At 48.8% G+C, this 18,415-nt stretch carries 17 protein-coding genes and 1 pseudogene; 10 read left to right on the top strand and 8 right to left on the bottom strand.

The annotated features are described in order from the left end of the window. Positions 1 to 22: 22 nt before the first annotated feature. The 3 genes from AC58QG_RS25410 to AC58QG_RS25400 all read left to right on the top strand — a co-directional run bounded on the left by AC58QG_RS25410 (position 23) and on the right by AC58QG_RS25400 (position 3,220). Positions 23 to 1,039: an SDR family oxidoreductase gene (locus AC58QG_RS25410; RefSeq protein ID WP_497364889.1), complete on the top strand. Its 1,017-nt coding sequence runs from the start codon at positions 23 to 25 to the stop codon at positions 1,037 to 1,039. 295 nt (positions 1,040 to 1,334) lie between these two features. After that, a complete protein-coding gene (locus AC58QG_RS25405; protein ID WP_497364888.1) occupies positions 1,335 to 2,180 on the top strand; it encodes a MerR family transcriptional regulator in 846 nt (281 codons plus the stop codon). 86 nt (positions 2,181 to 2,266) lie between these two features. After that, complete coding sequence (locus AC58QG_RS25400) at positions 2,267 to 3,220, top strand: SDR family oxidoreductase (protein ID WP_497364887.1); 954 nt, start codon at positions 2,267 to 2,269, stop codon at positions 3,218 to 3,220. Positions 3,221 to 3,606: 386 nt separating this feature from the next. Here the strand turns inward: AC58QG_RS25400 and AC58QG_RS25395 are convergent. The 3 genes and pseudogenes from AC58QG_RS25395 to AC58QG_RS25385 form a co-directional block, all read right to left on the bottom strand. After that, positions 3,607 to 5,163, bottom strand: a pseudogene (locus tag AC58QG_RS25395) (catalase); the annotation flags it as partial. Positions 5,164 to 5,325: 162 nt separating this feature from the next. Beyond that, positions 5,326 to 6,168, bottom strand: coding sequence for an aldo/keto reductase (locus AC58QG_RS25390; protein ID WP_497364886.1), 843 nt, complete (start codon positions 6,166 to 6,168; stop codon positions 5,326 to 5,328). Further along, positions 6,165 to 7,388, bottom strand: coding sequence for an MFS transporter (locus tag AC58QG_RS25385; RefSeq protein WP_497364885.1), 1,224 nt, complete (start codon positions 7,386 to 7,388; stop codon positions 6,165 to 6,167). Before AC58QG_RS25385 ends, AC58QG_RS25390 begins: the two co-directional genes overlap by 4 nt. Before the next feature lie 148 nt (positions 7,389 to 7,536). Here AC58QG_RS25385 and AC58QG_RS25380 point away from each other — a divergent pair, with 148 nt between their 5' ends. Further along, positions 7,537 to 7,953 carry a winged helix-turn-helix transcriptional regulator gene (locus AC58QG_RS25380; RefSeq protein ID WP_497364884.1) on the top strand — a complete coding sequence of 139 codons (417 nt, stop codon included), beginning with the start codon at positions 7,537 to 7,539 and terminating at the stop codon, positions 7,951 to 7,953. Continuing rightward, complete coding sequence (locus tag AC58QG_RS25375) at positions 7,950 to 8,318, top strand: DUF4180 domain-containing protein (protein WP_497364883.1); 369 nt, start codon at positions 7,950 to 7,952, stop codon at positions 8,316 to 8,318. Before AC58QG_RS25380 ends, AC58QG_RS25375 begins: the two co-directional genes overlap by 4 nt. A gap of 585 nt (positions 8,319 to 8,903) precedes the next feature. On the opposite strand, the gene AC58QG_RS25370 is transcribed toward AC58QG_RS25375, so the two are convergent. After that, a complete protein-coding gene (locus AC58QG_RS25370; RefSeq protein ID WP_497364882.1) occupies positions 8,904 to 9,572 on the bottom strand; it encodes an HAD family hydrolase in 669 nt (222 codons plus the stop codon). A gap of 225 nt (positions 9,573 to 9,797) precedes the next feature. Here AC58QG_RS25370 and AC58QG_RS25365 point away from each other — a divergent pair, with 225 nt between their 5' ends. The 5 genes from AC58QG_RS25365 (at position 9,798) to AC58QG_RS25345 (ending at position 14,611) form a co-directional block, all read left to right on the top strand. After that, positions 9,798 to 11,582, top strand: coding sequence for a methyl-accepting chemotaxis protein (locus AC58QG_RS25365; protein WP_497364881.1), 1,785 nt, complete (start codon positions 9,798 to 9,800; stop codon positions 11,580 to 11,582). A 160-nt stretch (positions 11,583 to 11,742) separates the two neighbouring features. Then, the gene (locus AC58QG_RS25360) at positions 11,743 to 12,588 is read left to right on the top strand and encodes an ABC transporter ATP-binding protein (RefSeq protein ID WP_497364880.1); all 846 of its coding nucleotides are present in this window, start codon (positions 11,743 to 11,745) and stop codon (positions 12,586 to 12,588) included. A 182-nt stretch (positions 12,589 to 12,770) separates the two neighbouring features. Then, on the top strand, positions 12,771 to 13,853 hold the full coding sequence (gene rlmN / locus AC58QG_RS25355; protein WP_497364879.1) for a dual-specificity RNA methyltransferase RlmN: 1,083 nt from the start codon (positions 12,771 to 12,773) through the stop codon (positions 13,851 to 13,853). Positions 13,854 to 14,007: 154 nt separating this feature from the next. Next, complete coding sequence (locus AC58QG_RS25350) at positions 14,008 to 14,256, top strand: stalk domain-containing protein (RefSeq protein ID WP_497364878.1); 249 nt, start codon at positions 14,008 to 14,010, stop codon at positions 14,254 to 14,256. Position 14,257: 1 nt separating this feature from the next. Next, positions 14,258 to 14,611, top strand: a complete 354-nt coding sequence (locus AC58QG_RS25345; RefSeq protein ID WP_497364877.1) for a hypothetical protein — start codon at positions 14,258 to 14,260, stop codon at positions 14,609 to 14,611. Positions 14,612 to 14,667: 56 nt separating this feature from the next. Here AC58QG_RS25345 and AC58QG_RS25340 read toward each other — a convergent pair whose 3' ends face one another. The 4 genes from AC58QG_RS25340 to AC58QG_RS25325 all read right to left on the bottom strand — a co-directional run bounded on the left by AC58QG_RS25340 (position 14,668) and on the right by AC58QG_RS25325 (position 18,392). After that, positions 14,668 to 15,174, bottom strand: coding sequence for a hypothetical protein (locus AC58QG_RS25340; RefSeq protein WP_497364987.1), 507 nt, complete (start codon positions 15,172 to 15,174; stop codon positions 14,668 to 14,670). A gap of 184 nt (positions 15,175 to 15,358) precedes the next feature. Beyond that, positions 15,359 to 15,484, bottom strand: coding sequence for a hypothetical protein (locus AC58QG_RS25335; protein WP_497364876.1), 126 nt, complete (start codon positions 15,482 to 15,484; stop codon positions 15,359 to 15,361). 350 nt (positions 15,485 to 15,834) lie between these two features. Beyond that, positions 15,835 to 17,223, bottom strand: a complete 1,389-nt coding sequence (gene thrC, locus AC58QG_RS25330) for a threonine synthase (protein WP_497364875.1) — start codon at positions 17,221 to 17,223, stop codon at positions 15,835 to 15,837. Between the two features lie 149 nt (positions 17,224 to 17,372). Continuing rightward, entirely contained in the window at positions 17,373 to 18,392 is a 1,020-nt protein-coding gene (locus AC58QG_RS25325; RefSeq protein ID WP_497364874.1) for a copper amine oxidase N-terminal domain-containing protein, read from the bottom strand. Between the last annotated feature and the right edge of the window lie 23 nt (positions 18,393 to 18,415).

Raw genomic sequence — 18,415 nt, 5'->3', positions numbered from 1 at the left:
TAAAAGTAATGGAGGCGATATCATGAAGGCACTATTTATTGGCGGAACGGGCACGATCAGCTCGGCGATTACGAAACAATTGCTTGCCACAGGCTGTGAGCTGTATCTGTTGAATCGAGGCACACGTAATGCGGATTTACCAGAGGGTGCACGCATCCTGCAAGCGGATATTAACGATGAGGAGCGCGTTGCGAGGCTGATTGAAGACTTATCGTTTGATGTTGTCGCGGATTTCATCGCTTTCGAACCATCGCAGTTGGAGCGGGACTATAGGCTTTTTCAGGGTAAAACGAAGCAATTCATCTTCATAAGCTCTGCTTCCGCTTACCAGACACCGTTATCCGATTATCGCATCACGGAAGGAACGCCATTATCCAATCCTTTATGGGCTTATTCTAGAAACAAAATCGCATGTGAAGAGTATTTGATCAAACAATATAGAGAACAAGGCTTCCCGATCACGATTATTCGTCCGAGTCATACCTATGATGAGCGTTCGATTCCTCTTGGTGTGCACGGCACGAAAGGGAGCTGGCAGGTAGCGAAGCGCATGCTGGAGAACAAGCCGGTGATCATCCACGGCGACGGCACGTCCTTATGGACAATGACGCACAATAGCGATTTTGCCAAAGGCTTCATTGGTCTCATGGGCAATCTTCACGCCATTGGAGAGTCCGTGCATATCACGTCTGATGAGACATTGACGTGGAATCAAATCTACGAAGCCATCGCAGATGCGCTTGGTGTGAAGCTGCATGCCGTACATGTAGCGTCAGAGTTCTTGGATGCTAGCAGTACGCAGGACTACCGAGGTGGGCTGCTCGGAGATAAGTCCAATTCGGTTGTTTTTGACAACTCGAAGCTGAAGCGGCTTGTTCCCGAATTCGTGGCTACAACACGATTTGATCAAGGGATGAAGCGGACGATTGCGAACATTCTGGCCAATCCGGAGCTTCAGCGCGAAGATCCAGAATTTGATGTGTGGTGCGATAAAGTAGTTGGAGCGCTAGAGGCTGCTCGTCAAGCAATTCTCGCATAACAAATAGATGCAAGTAGACACCCTCAGGCTGAGGGTGTTTTTGTGTTCGAAGAGGCAGAGATGGAGATCGATAGATGACGAATTTTGATCATAGAAGGGAAATAAATAGATATCAGATACAGGTGAACGGATTTTGATTTTTGGAGCAGTGGAAGTCGAAACGTAGCATCGCGATTTATTGGCGTTTTTTCAGCAGAATGCCAAATAACAGTCAGTAGCACCAACTTGCTCCCCCTTTTTCCATGGAATCCGTATAATAGGAATACTAGGACACACATGGGAGAGGCGGGTAACGATGTCGAATTTCATTAGAATCGGACTATTTTCCAAAATCGCACAGGTCACCATACGGACACTACGCCATTACGATGAGCGAGGCTTATTAAGGCCTGCTTATATCGATTCCACGACAAGCTACCGCTATTACACTTATGAACAGCTCATCCGTATTCATCAGATTGTGGTACTGAAGGAAACGGGATTTTCGCTAGATGAAATCGCGACGATGATTGATCAAGCGCTCACGATGGACGATATGAAGCGTATGATGCAAAAGAAGAAAGTGGAGCTAGCTACCCAAATTGAAGAGGCGACTCAGCAAATGACGCGAATTGAAGCTAGGTTGCATCAGCTAGAACAACTGGGAGAGAACCCTGTCTATGAGGTTGGGATCAAGCAAGTGCCTGCACTTTACGTGGCTGGACTTCGCCGAATTGTTCCACAGCTACAGGATATGCCGGTCTATCGTTGCCGCATGTTTGAAGAGCTCGAAGAGGGGTTAGGCGGAAGTGCTATCATTGCCAACATGGAGCAGGAGTACGTTCTATATCATATGACAGAGTTTATTGAGGAAAATTTCGACATCGAGGTAGCGTTCAGCTTCCATTCTTTAGCGAACGTTTATCCGAAGGAATCCATCACCGTATATGAAATTCCAGCGGAGTCAAAAGTGGCTAGCCTTGTTTACAAAGGTCCCTTTATGGGAGTTGGAGATGGTATATTGGCACTTTTTACATGGCTCGGGGTCAACGGCTATTCGCAGAACGGTCCAGTTCGAGAGCTGCATCTATTTGGCAGAGAAAATCACCTTCATGACTACAACAATGTTGTTGTGGAACTGCAAGTCCCCATTTCTAAATAGGCTGTATCTAATTGCAAGATGCCTCTTGACTCTCCCGTTACGGTAGACAATATCGTTAGGATATCGAAGACGAGGGGGCATGAAATATGAGTGAACAGGTGAATGTGATTTTTGGAACGGGACCATTAGGCATGGCCGTTATGCGGGAATTGAAGCGTCGCGGCGTACAGCGGATTCGAATGGTGAATCGCAGCGGCAAGTTGTCCGTGGGTGATGCGTCTGTTGAAATAGTAAAGGGCGATGCTGCCCAGCCGGCTGATGCGACAGCACTTTGCAAAGGTGCTTCCGCGGTATACCATTGTGCACATCCAGGCTATACGAACTGGCCAACACAATTCCCAACCTTAACCCGGGGGATTATGGAGGGGACTGCCGCAGCAGGAGCAAAACTGATTTATGGCGACAACCTCTACATGTATGGTCGAGTGAATCAGCCCCTAACCGAGAGCCTGCCGAACCGTGCAACGGGGAAAAAGGGACTAACGCGCGCCCAGATGGCGGAGGAGTTGCTGTCAACGCATCAATCGGGCAAGGTCCGCGTGGCGATAGGCCGCGCATCGGATTTCTATGGGCCAGGGGTTAAGCAGTCCTCTCTGGGCGAGCGCGTCTTTGGCTTTGCCTTGAGCGGCAAGCCTGTAGGTCTATTAGGTAACTTGGATGTACCGCATACTTACACCTATATAGATGACTTTGCCAGAGGACTCGTGATACTCGGTCAAGAGGAGCGTGCTTTGGGTGAAGTTTGGCATATCCCGAGTGCGAAGACCCTCACCACGCGGGAGATGTTGGGGCTGATTTTTGACGAACTGGGCGCCGCAAGCAAGATTAGCACATTATCTCGCGGCATGGTTACGATGATCGGCCTTTTTCATCCGATGTTGAAGGAAATTAAAGAGGTTTTCTACGAGTTTGAGCAGCCTTTCATCCTCGATCACAGTAAATTTGTAGCGGCCTTCGGCCCGCAAATGACAACTCCGCATGAGGAAGCAATCAAGCAGACGGTACGGTGGTACAAGGAGATGAGGCAGGCGGCTAAGTAGATGAAGCCGGTAGCCGACGGGCGACCGCAATAGATGGATTTTCTGTAGCTAATTTGGTCGGATAGGCCATCTTTGAGAGAATAACTGGATTTCTTACAGGTAATTCGGCGCAGTTCTCTCGGAATGTCCGAAAGCCGCCGAAATAACTGTAGTTTTTCCAGTTAGTCGGCATTTCGGGCGGAGCGGGCTGGAATTAGCTGTAGATTTTCCAGCTAATCCGCGAGAGCTAACCAGAGCCGCCGCCGCACCACGAATTATTCCCCCGGCATGATGCCCTGCCCCGGTGTCAGCCGCCACCGGCGCGCGCGCAATCGCCGTGCTTACGCAGACGGCGACGCACAACAAAGAAAGGCACCCATCCCGGGTGCCTTTCCTCGTCTAAAAGCCTAATAGCCGTCCGTCCGCTGTCCGGCGTTCTCCGCCAGCTCAGCTCCCGCCTTCGCTGCTTCAGACCCAAGGTGCTCCGTCTCAACCTTCGCTTGAGCGAGCCCCTCTGACACGCGCCTTCCGTAATCGGGATCGGCGTTCGTGAAGTACGTGATCATGTTCGCCTGAATCACAGGCTTACAGATCTTCAAAGCATCCACCAAATTCGCGATTAATTCATCGCGCTCCCAATCCTCGAACTTGCGGTACGTATCGCCCGCCTGCCCAAAATCGTTCGTGCGACTCAATTTCTCCCTCACCAAACGATCATTGTACATCGGCTGATGCTCTTTGCCTGTAGGCTTCGCCTCCTGTAAGCCGCCGAGCGAGGAGGGCTCGTAATTCACATGTGGATTTTGGCCAGGGGCCTTATCAACCATCAACGTCATCTGCCCATCCCGCTGATTCGTGGCTACAGGTGACTTCGGCGCATTAATCGGCAGTTGGAGGTAGTTCGTGCCCACGCGATACCTCTGGGTATCCGAGTAGGAGAACGTCCGGCCTTGCAGCAGCTTATCGTCCGAGAAGTCGAGGCCATCGACGAGTACTCCTGTTCCGAAAGCTGCTTGCTCTACCTCAGCAAAATAATTCTCCGGATTGCGATCCAGCACCATTTTACCCACTTTCCGGAAAGGAATCTTCTCATGATCCCACAGCTTCGTCGGGTCTAACGGATCGAAATCGAGCTCAGGGTGCTCGTCGTCGCTTAGAATCTGCACACACAGCTCCCACTCCGGATAATCACCGCGCGCAATCGCTTCGTACAAATCCTGCGTGGCATGGCTGATATTTTTACCCTGAATCGCCTCGGCTTCGGACTGTGTGAGGTTTTTCATCCCTTGCTTCAGCGGCTCCCAATGGTATTTTACTAGCACGGCATCCCCGTTCTGGTTTACCCATTTGTACGTATTGACGCCCGATCCCTGCATCTGCCGATAGTTGGCCGGAATCCCCCAAGGCGAGAAGAGGAAAGTAATCATATGTGTCGCTTCCGGTGTATTCGAGACGAAATCGAACATTTTCTCCGGGTTCTGCAGGTTCGTAACAGGGTCAGGCTTGAACGCATGCACCATATCAGGGAATTTCAACGGATCGCGGATGAAAAAGATTTTCAAATTATTGCCGACTAAGTCCCAGTTGCCATCCTCAGTGTAAAATTTCGTCGCGAAGCCGCGCGGATCCCGCAATGTTTCTGGCGAATACGTGCCGTGTACCACGGTCGAAAACCGAACAAAAACAGGGGTACGCTTCCCCTTCTCCTGAAAAAGTTTAGCCCGCGTATACGTAGAGACTGGCTCTTCGCCGACTTGTCCATACGCTTCAAAATACCCGTGAGCCCCCGCGCCGCGCGCATGCACGACACGCTCTGGAATACGCTCCCGATCAAAATGGGAAATCTTCTCGATGTAATGGTAATTTTCGAGTGTCGAAGGGCCACGATTGCCAATCGTGCGGATGTTCTGGTTATCGGAAATCGGATGGCCTTGACGGTTCGTTAAGGTCATATTAGTTTGATTTGTTTGTTCGCTGTTTCCTATTTGTTCATTACTCATGTCGCTCATGCATCCTCCCAACCTTTATTACAAGTAACTTTTACCTAGTTGAGGGAAATTATTCCTAACAAAAAGCCCTCACCTCTTTCCGAAGAAAGGAAGCAGGGCTTCGTCACTACACGTTGATTAAAAATCAAAATTATCCGGATCCGGGCCGACACGCAGATTCTGATTCATGCCATTGATCGCCGCCATATCCTCGTTCGTTAGCTCGAAATCGAAGATCGAACCATTTTCCAAGATACGATGTTCCTTCGTCGACTTCGGAATTGTGACGATGCCCCGTTGGAAATCCCAACGCAAGATGACTTGGGCAATGGATTTGCCATAACGTTCAGCCAACGCCTTCAGCGTAGGGTTATCCAAAAGCTGACCCTGCATGAGGGGAGACCAAGCTTCTAACTGAATGCCATGCTCCTTGCAAAAATCGTGTATATCCGTTTGAGCTAGGAGTGGATGAAGCTCCACTTGGTTGACCATCGGTTTAATCGTCCCTGTGCGGATCACATCCTCCAAATGATGAATCTGGAAATTGCTCACACCGATCGCTTTGACGCGCCCATCTTGATAGAGTGTCTCAAGCGCTCGCCACGCCTCTACATATTTGCCTTGAACAGGCCAATGAATGAGGTAAAGATCGAGATAGTCCAAGCCCAGCTTCTCTAAGCTTGCTTCATAGGCAGCAATCGTGGATTCATAGCCGAGATCGGCATTCCATACTTTTGAAGTAACAAAAAGTTGATCTCTGGTTAGGCCGTTCTCTGCCAATCCCTCGCGAATCCCTTGCCCTACGCTGCTTTCATTGCCGTAAATTGCCGCGGTGTCGATACTGCGATAGCCAATTTTCATCGCTGCTTTCACAGCTTGCACGACCTCTGGGCCGTCCTCTACTTTAAAAACACCAAGACCAAGATAAGGCATATTTAAGCCATTGTGAAGTGTGATTGATTGTTGAAGGTTGTTAATCATTGTGGAATTCCTCCTAGAATAATGGGTTGTGATTGTGTTTTTTTATCGGCTTTTTCGAGATTTCGACTCCAAATTGTGAGAATGACGGCGCCGAACACCATCAATCCGCCCACCCAAGTGGTGTGAATCAGCCCGATGGAGTCGGTAATTAGACCGCCGAGGAACGCTCCGCCAGCAATACCAGCGTTGAAAGCCGCAATGTTGAAGGCTGATGCGACATCTTTAGCCTCAGGGGCGAATCGCTCAGCGAGCTGAACGACATAAATCTGTAGCCCAGGCACATTCATGAATGCGAGTAATCCCATGAAAAAGAGGGTGATTAAGCCCGCGGCTTTGAATGGTGCTGTGAACATAAACACGAACAATATAAGAGACTGTAATAAGAACATGATCAGCAGTGCTTTACTCGGTTTACGATTCGCGGCGCGTCCTCCGATGACATTACCGATCGCAATGGCAACGCCATAGAGGAGTAGTATTAACGCTACGGTATGCTCTTTAAACCCAGTGATCTCATGTAATAACGGAGATAGATACGTGAATACCACGAAGGTTCCGCCGTAGCCTAAGGCTGTAATTGAGAAGGCGAGCAGCAGACGTCCGTTCGTAACCAGCTTCAGCTGTGTGCCTAGCTTTGTGCGCGTTCCCTTACGCAAGTTTGCGGACACTAAGATAAAGTTCGCAATGAGTGCAAGAACGCCAACCGCGACAATGGCGAAGAAAGCGGCTCGCCAGCCTAGCTGTTGGCCGAGGTAAGTCCCGATCGGCACACCGGTCACGGTGGCGACTGTAAGCCCCGAGAACATTAGCGCAATCGCGCTGGCTCTGCGGTTCTCGGGTACGAGATCGGCGGCGATGGTCGAGCCAATCGACATGAAGACGCCATGCGCCAGCGAGGATACGACGCGAGCAATCAACAGCATAACGATGCCGCCTGCGGTGGCAGCTAGCAGATTGCCTGCGATAAAGACAAGCATGATCCAGAGCAGCAGCGTTTTGCGTGAGACGGTTGAGGTCAGGGAAGTTAAGATCGGAGCCCCGAAAGTAACGCCAAGGGCATATAAGGTCACCGTTAACCCTGCACCTGTGATGGATATATGAAGGTCTTCAGCAATGAGCGGAAGGAGTCCGACACTGATAAACTCGGTTGTGCCAATGGCAAAGGCGCTAACCGCAAGGGCAAGCAGCGCCAGCGTATTTCCTTTAGTTTCTTGTTTCATAGCAATCACTCCAAACTTGTATGTCCCGGCCGGTAAGTGCTATTATCAGACATTATAGATAGATTGACCAGTACGTACTTTTAAGTACGGTAGGTACTTTTTAGTGCCTATAGGTTGAGAATGAAGATGGGGCAGGAGGGAAGCGCATATGGGTAAAAAATTGTACAATATTTCCGTTGAAGCTACCCTGGAAGTGATTGGCGGGAAGTGGAAATGTGTCATACTCTGCCATTTGACCCATGGTAAGAAGCGGACAAGTGATCTCAAGCGACTCATGCCGAGAATCACACAAAAAATGCTGACCCAACAACTCAGAGAGCTTGAGGATGACGGAATCGTGAAGCGGATCGTGTACAATCAAGTACCGCCTAAAGTGGAGTATGAGTTAAGCGACTATGGGTCAAGCTTGAAACCGATTCTGGATTCGCTCTGTATGTGGGGGGAAACGCATATCATTAAAGAATACGGTGATAAATTCGCTGTACTTGAGGAAAATGAACTGAATAGACGGGACGAAGAAGTACTAGTCCACGAGTTTATGGAGGAAGAGGTAGAAGTGACATGAATACAACGATCAATCAGAAGGGCGACTCCCAAGTTGCCATCGTGGAGAGCACGGACATTCTCATTAGCAACGGTCAGGATGCGCTCGATCTAATGGCAAACGTCCGCTACTTGTCGGGATGCGACAAGTTTATCATTCATCAGTGGAATGTGACCGAGGATTTCTTCGAGCTCAAAACAAAGCTCGCTGGCGATGTTCTCCAGAAATACACGAACTATCATATGAAAATGGCCATCATCGGCGATTTCGACCAATACGACAGCAAAAGCCTCCGCGATTTCATCTACGAATGCAACCAAGGTAAGCAATTCTTTTTCGTCAAGGACGAGCAGGCTGCGTTAGATGCGCTGCATGGTGTGAAGTAGGGCGGCTTTCGCACCAGTGCCCTAGACACCAAACACGTAAAAAATAAACCCAACACATTTATCTACTCGTCATCTTACGCATACTTATCCAGCACCAGCACCAGCACCAGCACCAGCACCAGCACCAACATTAACACCCAACACCCAACACCAACATCAAAACGAATAGCTAATCCCGAGCACCGAACACCCCACTACCTGCACCATTACACCCGCCAAGCAGCCTCCGCGGCAACTTTAACTGGAAAAACTACAGTTAATTCGGCCGCTTTTTCACCAAGATGCGATTTAACTGGAAATTTTGTAGCTAATCTGATGATTTCTGAGCAAATGGGGGAATATCTCGAAATTAGCTGTAGGAAATCCAGTTAATCGTATTTACATCGGGGAATCCGCTAAATTAGCTGTACTTTTTCCATCTAATCGCTCTCACTGGCCCCAAGAGGCAGGGTATCGCCCAATATCCACTCAGCCTCGCACCCCCCAACTAACAAAAAAGCAGCGCAGGGTCACCCCCGCGCCACCTTCATATCGCCCGAACTGGCCGGGCCGAACTTTTTTCACATCAAACCAACTGCTTCCCATCTACGTACCTGCAACCCGATCCAACATGGCCTGCAACGAAAGCTCTGCCAAAGACTGCAATCGATGCGGCTCTCCGTCAAAAGTTAGAAACTTCGTAACCGGGTTGGGCACCACGATATAGTGCATGCCTGCCGCGGCCGCGGCCCGAGCGCCGTTCGGGGAATCCTCAATTGCGACCGCCTCATGCGGCTGTACGCCAAGGTCTTGCAACGCTAGTTCGTAGAGCGCAGGGTGGGGCTTCACTAGCTCCACATCTTCTGCGGTGCGAATCGTTTCAAAATAGTGGCCAATCCCCAACTGTGCCAGATACTTGTCAATCCAAGAGCGCTTAGAGCTGGAGGCTAAGCCAATGCGCAGGCCTAACTCCTTAGCCCCCGCTAAGTAATCAAGAATTCCCGGACGAATTCCTTCTTCGGCCATCATTTGTGTATGTCTCGTATGAGCATGCTTGCCGAGTGTTTCACGATCCATCGGTATTTTTTTATCCGTAATCAGATAGTCATAGGGATCGAACACATGTAGAGAAGTGCCGATGCATTGCCCGTATATCTCTAAGGTCAGATCAATATCATGCTCGAGAGCAATCTGGCGGAGCGCCTCATACCAGGCCGTCTCTGTATCCAGAATCGTACCGTCAAAATCAAAAATAAGTGCTTTTATCGTAGACAAACTACCATCCTCCTCAGGGGTCTGAATAGAACCATTAGTCGTGTTGCTTCCCTACCTTTGCACAAAGGTTGCATTTACCTTCTCATAGAGCGAATTGAAAACAAATTCTAAATAAAAAAAGGGAAGGGTTTCTAAAAACTTTGTCGAAATCTAGAAGACTAGCCCGTATGACCAATATTTGCCTAACTGCTGTGCTGTACAACTCTGGAGGTGTTTTTGTTAATCATGTCACAAGCTAATTCACAAGGCAAGCAAGCATCTGTAAGGTTTTTTCAATCACTTTCTTTCAAAATATCTGCCTGGACAGCGGCCTGCTATATTCTACTTTGCGTGTTGCTTACCTTCGTTTCGTATCAACAGCATCAGCAGCAAATGTCAGATAATTTGACCGCACTTGAAGGGATTTTCCATGCACCCCTCATGCAGAAAATAGATTACATTGAGAAATCAAAGACAGAGTTAAAGAAAAATCAGGAAGCATATAAATATGAGCCTGCTATTATGAACGTACAAGAGGATATGGACCGCGTTTCACAAGGGGAATTGGTCGAGAACGCGTACTTATTTTACCCAGAATGGATAACGTCCGAGGGAGAACCAGCCCTTTTGAATTTGTTATCCAATTCGGAGCTATATGCTGATGAGAAGCCGGCAGAACCTTATGTGCCAGTTCCTGAGTTGCGTACTGCGCTTGAGGATGCAGAAAAAACAGGTTTCGGTATTACGGGTACCTACTCAGATTCACTAGGAACATGGGTGAGTGCCGTAAGTGCAATTCGAGATAAGGATGGCAAGCTTGTTGCTTTCGCAGGGTTAGATTTCGACTACGGCGTTATTAAGTCGCAGATGAACCAATATACGTTGCAGTCGCTATGGATCGGCTTAATCGCGATTGTAATTGGGACCCTTTTCATCGTCATTATTGTACGACTGTATCTGCGTCAGATCAGCCCGTTGGTTAAGCTGGCACAGGCGGCGGCAGCAGGAGATTTGTCGGATTCATCACTGACCAAAAGCAAAAGCAAGGATGAATTGGGTGTATTGGGCAATCACTTGAAGGATATGGTTGGGAACCTGCGGGGACTCATCATTCAGATCGCACAAGCCGCACAACAAGTCTCGGCGGCAGCGGAATCCTTACAAACAGGTGCTCAACAGACAAGTCAATCTACAGCATCTGTCTCGGATATGATGGGGCAACTTGCTTCGCATTCGGAGCAGCAGCGTCAGGGCACGGAGGAAAGCAGTCATGCCATGAATGAGATGGCTGTAGGGATTCAGCGCGTAGCGGAATCAGCAGGACATGCGACAGATATTTCAGGACATGCACGTACCCATACGAGTGAAGGGAATGCGCGAATGGGACAAAGCATGCTGCAAATTAGTGAAGCGCTGCGTTCCGTGCAACAAGCGGTGCAAGCGATCCAGAGCCTGAAATCGATGTCCGAGGAAATCGGCGAGATCACAGTCCTCATTACGAATGTGACAAGACAAACCAATTTGCTTGCGTTGAACGCATCGATTGAAGCAGCGAGAGCAGGCGAACACGGCAAAGGCTTCGTTGTCGTTTCCACGGAAATTCGCAAGCTTGCGGACCAGTCTCGACTCGCGACAGAGCGTATCGCTGAACTCGTAGAGCGCGTTCAACATGAGACGGGTGCGGCTGTGGTCGCGATGGATCACGGTCTGGGAGAAGTGGAGGCCATGCAGGCTGTCGTTGAACAAACAGACGGTACGTTCAAGGACCTCTCTGGCACGGTTCAGGAGGTTGTCGATCAGATGACCGATGTATCTGCTGTATCGGAGCAAATGTCAGCAAGCTCGGAGGAAGTATTGGCTGGCATTGTGGAAATGGCAGAATTAACTCGCATGACAACGGAGCTTACACAAGCTGTTGCAGCCGCAACGGAGCATCAGCTTGCGACGATTTCGGAAGTTTCCAGGACGGCTAACGAGTTGAGCGGTATGTCGAATGACCTTCAATTGGCTGTGGCTCGATTTAAGGTGTAAGTGTCAGATAGGATGGAAGAAGTAGGATGCCTGTGGGCATCCTATTTTTGTATGAAAAACCTTGACATTTTCATTGATAATGATTATCATTTTTATTTAATGGAGAGAAATTAACCAATCATTCAACCCTGTATACATATTGGAAAAGGGGATGTTCCTCATGGCGATAGCAACGAGAATATATACTGAACAGCTGCATGTTTCTTACGATAAATTGAAAATCATTAATGATTTGAGTATTGAGATCCCTACGGGTAAAATTACGGCATTAGTCGGAGCGAACGGTTCAGGGAAATCGACGATTTTGAAGGCGATGTCGCGACTATTAAAGCCGACGGAAGGGACCGTGTTCCTCGATGGTCATTCCATTCATCACCAATCGACGAAGGAAATTGCAAAGAAACTTGCGATTTTGCCGCAATCACCCTCAGCTCCGGAAGGCATTACCGCTGAAGAATTAGTGGGATATGGCCGTTTCCCGCATCAGCGCGGCTTTCAGAAGATGTCCAGCGCGGATCGCGAGATCATCAACTGGGCGTTCGAAGTGACCGGAATGACGCCGTTCAAGGATCGTCCGATCGATCATTTGTCAGGCGGGCAGCGTCAACGCGTATGGATCGCGATGGCGTTAGCACAACAGACGGATATGTTGTTCTTGGATGAGCCGACGACCTATTTGGATATGGCGCATCAGCTTGAGGTGCTATGTCTGCTCAAAGAAATTAACGAGCGTCACAATACGACAATCGTAATGGTTGTGCATGATTTGAATCATGCGACGCGTTATGCCGATCATTTGATCGCGATTAAATCAGGGAATGTCGTCTACGAAGGCGCACCGATGGATATCGTAACTCCAAAAATGCTGCTCGACGTGTTCGCCATCCATGCGGATGTTATCGTGGATAAACGGGCCGGTGTCCCGCTCTGTATTCCTTATGGCTTAGTGTCCGATGATGAAGTCGTGGCGGAAGAGGAACGTAAGGTGGAAGTAACTAGCGCTTAATTCGGTTAAAATGAGCGGAATATGAGGTGCCCCCGGATCCGGAGGTGCCTTTTCTTTGTGGAAATGAGTGCCTTCCCTTGTGTTCGGGGAGGATTTTTGGCACAATACCTATATAGATGGTACGCTTCGGCTGCTTAGAAGAACTAGACTGCACGTGATAGTCTCGAAAAGAGGATAACGGAATGAAACTTTCATCCATTTATGGATTAACTTTTGATCAACTGGTCGCTTGGCTGGCCGAAAAAGGCTACAAAAAGTCGCGCGCCCTGCAAGTATGGGATTGGCTATATCGTAAGCGGGTCGCTTCGTTTGCGGAAATGACGGATGTGAAAGCGGATTGCCTAGCAACATTAAATGAGCATTTTGCCATCCATACCTTGAATGAACATACGAGACAGGAATCGGCCGATGGCACGATGAAGTTTCTGTTCAAACTGGCGGACGGCAATTTGATCGAGACGGTACTGATGCGTCATAAATTCGGCTTATCCGTCTGTGTGACGACGCAAGTGGGTTGTAACATTGGGTGCAGTTTCTGTGCAAGTGGCTTGCTGGCCAAAAGCCGTGATTTGTCCGCCGCGGAAATCGTGGAACAAATTATGAAGGTTCAGTTCCATTTGGACACTATGGGTAAAGACGAACGCGTTAGCCATATTGTTGTCATGGGGATTGGCGAGCCGTTCGATAACTTTGTGAATATGGTTGATTTTATCCGTGTCGTGAAGGATCAGAAGGGCCTGGATATTGCTGCAAGGCACATTACAGTATCCACCAGCGGTCTTGCGCCTAAAATTAGAGAGTTTGCAGACTCGGATCTGAAAGTGAATCTAGCGATTTCCTTGCATGCGCCGACGAACGAGCTTCGTACACGCATTATGAAAATCAACAAGGCGATCCCGATTGAGACGTTGATGGAAGCGATCGAGTACTATTTGGAGAAAACGAATCGTCGAATTACGCTCGAGTACATTTTGCTGAAAGATGTGAATGATGGCAGAGAGCATGCGCTTCAACTGGCTGAGTTGATTCAGCATATCCGCCAACTGGCGAATGTGAACTTGATTCCATATAATCCGGTGGATGAGCACAGCCAATATCAGCGAAGTGAGCGTGAATCGGTACGCGCCTTCTACGATACGCTCAAGAAGCAAGGTATCTCCTGCAGCGTGCGTTTGGAGCACGGGACGGATATTGATGCCGCTTGTGGACAACTGCGAAGCAAACAAATCAAACAATCCACAGGGGATAACGTTGTGGCGGGTTAACATAAAGGTCTGTGGATGAAATGTCATTCGCAGGCCTTTTTGCATACATGGTATGCCTGATGTGGACAAATTCAGCATACAATGAAATAGCAGCAACTTCTTCGTTAGGATGCGTAACTAGCTTTTCAAGTTAGGAGAAGGAGAGTGGTCGTTGGTGAAAGCATGGATCCTCGGTGCGATCTGCGGTGCTGTTTTAACAGGTGTGACAGTGGCTTCTGCGTCAGATATGATTCATACGAGCCGACTAGTTGCGGTGAATGGGACCTTACTCGATGCGCAAGTTACCGAAGATGGGACGACAATGACCTCTACGCGGGCTGTTGCGGAGGCGCTTGGTGCAGAAGTGAACTGGAACGAACCTTTGAACAGAGTTGACATTCGTACTCCTTCACGGAAGATATAGCTTGAAAGTTGAGGTCTTGGGAGAGAACCTAGGCGCTCATTCAGATACGACGGTTGTGTTCGCGGACGGATATGTGGATGTACCTGAAAATACAGATTTTCAAAAGCTGTTTCTCCTCTTGCTAGCTGATCAAATAGGGGATCTACCGAATAAGCGTATCGAGTTCTGGTCCAATAAAGAGCTTGCTCAGGCGTATGTTTCTGGGGAATATCAAGCGGATGGGTTAGAGGGCTGGTCGGGGTTGAACGCGCGGTTTGGTTTGTTAACTAACGAGGGAGGTACGTTATCGCTTTTACATATATTGAGCGTACATGAGCGTGACAGCGTCTCGATTGGCAAATATAAGTACCCATAACAAAGAAGCCGTCCTAGCAGATAAACTGCAGGACGGCTTCTGGCATAAATGTGAGACTAGTTTCGACTACGTAGGATCATCATCAGGCCGCCAACTACAATGAGCCCGATAGCGATGATCGAATTGTTATGGAAGAGCGTTCCAAAGATAGAACCGATGGAGAAGATCGCGAAGAACAGCAGCGACATCACCGTTAGAATGTTAATCGGAATCAGCAAGTATCTGTTACGGTCGCCGAACCAATACAGTTCGAACAAGCCGACGGCAACCGCCAGCATGAAACCTGGCCACATGAGGTGCCAAATATCGAACAGGGCGGAGATTTGACATACGATGCCTGCTGTTAGCAGAATGCCTCCGGGAACGAGTACGCCTACGCCACGTCGTTGCATGATGAAGAAGTATAACCAGTGGAAGAAGACTCCGATGGGAATAACGAACAGTGTCGGCCAGAAATATTCAAAAATAGTGCCTGAACTGAACGATACATCCCCTTTTAGAAACATAAAAACACCTAGCAGAATCAAGATCGGCCCGAGAAAAGCGCTGCGATTCATATTCATATTCAATTTGTTCACTCCTACTGTTTGGATTCATTACTCTAAGAATACCATGACAGGGTACAAGTGTCTTCCGACTATAGGGAAGGACGAAGATCGGTCTGAGGACTGATTTGTTAGGTTAATGTTGTGTTGTAGATGGGGGAGTGAGCCGAAAGGATACTGGCTTCGCCCGTGCCCCGTGTGGTCACTCAGCAGTCGCGTACTGCCATCCCTTCGCTCTCTTTTCGCGGTTAACTGGAAAAACTACAGCTAAATTCACCCGAAACGTCATTAATAAAAGAATAACTGGATTTCCTACAGCTAATTTCACGCATTCCATTTCAAATCGCCTCAAAAATGAAATTTAACTACCTAAATTCCATCTAATTGAACAAAACTGTCCATTAGCGCTTGATTACATGTAGTTTTTCCAGTTCATCCAATTCCAATCTACTTAAGTTCTCGAAGCGTGCTAATTGTGTGCTGGGAGGAGGAACTGGATACGGGAGTGGGATAGGTACGGGAATGGCAGAGTAGCTGGAGAAGTGGAGATGGAGGGAGTGGGAATTCAGGTGTAGTAGCAGTAGGGTACGCAGGTTCCGCACACGCCAAAAAAGCCTTCCCCCCACAACGTGGAAGGAAGGCTTCTACATATGGGGCAGAAGCCCCTCTAAACCCTTACTAGAAAAATTTCACGAGCTCATCCTTGATCGCGTCGTTCGAACCGCCAACCACCTTCTGGAACTGTGGTTTGTCGAATAGAGCTTGGATTTGCTCCGGATACGTCTGCGCAATACCGCGCAAGCGAATCGATTCATCGAACTTCGCCGGATGCGCGGTGGACAAGGACACCGTTACCTCACCAGGAGCGGCGAGCTTATCTGCAGCTGCTACACCGCACGCTGTGTGCGGATCGAGCAGGTATTCGTATTTCGCATGGTAGGCGCTGATCGTGTCGAGACACTCGTCGTTCTTCACGCCATACGCAGCGAAGTCAGCCTGCACGGCTTGCAGCTTGTCGGCAGGAATAACCACGCGGCCTTCGGCCTTGAATTGCTCCATGATGGCATTAACAGCCGCCGCGTCTTCGCCGTACAGATAGAACAAGTAGCGCTCGAAGTTGCTTGCTACTTGAATGTCCATGGACGGGCTGTAGGTGCCGCGGAACTCACCAGGTTGATACACGCCTTCTTGCACGAAGCGCTCAAGGATATTGTTTTCATTCGTAGCAAGAATAAGCTTATGGATAGGAAGCCCCATTTTTTGAGCTAGGTAGCCAGCAAAGATATCGCCAAAGTTGCCCGTCGGCACGCTGAAATTCACCTTCGCTGCCTGTTGCTTCTGTGGTAATTGGAAGTACGCGTAGAAATAATACACCGTTTGCGCCAAAATGCGGGCAATATTGATGGAGTTAATCGCGCGCAAGTGGTAGCGATGCTTGAACTCTACGTCAGCAAAAAGCTCTTTGATAATGCGTTGGCAATCATCGAAGGTGCCTTCAACGGAAAGATTCAATACATTCGCGTCATTGACAGTTGTCATTTGCAGCTCTTGCACTTGGCTAACCTTCTGATGCGGATGCAGGATACAAATCCGAATACCTTCTTTGCCGCGAACGCCCTCGATCGCAGAAGCACCAGTATCACCGGAAGTAGCGCCGAGGATATGGATGATGGAATTCGTTTTGCGTGAAACGTACGCATAGAGATTACCAAGGAATTGCAGAGCAATGTCCTTGAAAGCAAACGTAGGCCCGTGGAACAATTCCAACACATACGTGTCATCGCTCAGGCGTTTAACCGGTGTTACGGCTTCGTCACGGAATGTTGCATAGCTTTCATCAACGAGCTGCTTCAGCTCTTCGCGAGGAATTTCATTGTTCACATAGAGAGAGAAAATTTCTAGAGCTAGCTCTGAGTAGGAAAGTTTCGACCAGCTTTGAAGTGTGTCAGCGGATAGCTGTGGGATGTTATTCGGCACGAGTAGACCGCCGTCATTGGCCAATCCCATTAGGATCGCATCGATGAAGCCGATGGGTGCAACTTTGCCGCGAGTGCTAATGTATTCCATATGAGTCCCCTTATACGATTGAATTTTCAGTTATTGTATCAAAAAACAGAACATTTGGACAGTGTACATCCGCCACGGATGCGGGATTCTTAGAAACGAAAAAGAACCCTCCGAATAGGGAAGGTTCTGAAAGTTCCGTTATGCAAAGCCTACTCTTCCGTAGCGGCTATAACGATTTTCCATGCGTTGCTGATCGGCGGCAGGCTTTTCGTCATCACAGGGCTGTAGAACCCGATAACTTTCGCACCTTTCACAAGGGCGGATCTCTCTACAGGATCACCTTTACCGTCTACAATAGCCGTGTCAGCGCCAACCGTAAGAACGATCTCATCTTGAGCGTCTTCCGTAAGACCTTCGCCCTTAACAAGAATGCTGCCATCTTCACGCACAGCATCAATGACACCGGCTGTACCTAGGGCACCTTTATGGACCGCTGTATCGAGCACTGTGATGTTGGATGCAGACGTTTGAGGAGGCAAGCTCATCGTCATCGCCAAAGAATGCTCCGCAGTGATCGTCAAACCTACATGAAGGTCAGCAAGTGTTAGTTTGGAGCCATCTAGCATTTGGTAGGTTGTGTCTGGTCCTACGTTGAGAACAATACCGCCCAAACCTGTATCTTGAATGTGAATCTGTGCGTTATCGCCTGTCTTGCGGATAGAAGTAATGACGCCTGTCGATTGCACTTTCTTGGCCTCCTCCTTCATCGTGATGCCGATGGAGTTTCCTTTAGAAGTGACGGTTCCATGTAGAATGGTACCAAAGAAGGAAGCAGGCACATACAGCTTGCTGTTCACCAATTCAGGTGCCGTGCCGAGCTGAGTTAGCATTTTATTAATTGCATAGCGATCTTCGCCTGTTTTCACTGTTGTAAAAAGATTACCCTTCGTCAGATCGACTGCATAGGTCGTTGGATTCCATGTGAGCGTGAAGCCAAGGCCTTCAGCAACAGCGCGAAGTGGGAGCATGGGCTCCGTGGCACCGGATTTAATATATCCACCCTCTGTTGATTCTCCGTTAACTTGAATGGTAACATCGAGCTGGGTTTTTACAGGCTGAATTTGTTTCGCGTGCATATCGGGAACGACAGCTTCCGTGGTAGCCGCATAAGCCGCTCCTGTTGTCAGCATGCTGGATAGGGAGAGGATCGCGAGTGTTTTTTTCATCATCGGTTTCATTGTAGTGGGTAACT

This window comes from Paenibacillus sp. J22P169 (assembly GCF_059691995.1).
The sequence above is the reverse complement of the archived record's forward strand: the minus strand, read 5'-3'. Positions and strand labels throughout refer to the sequence as shown.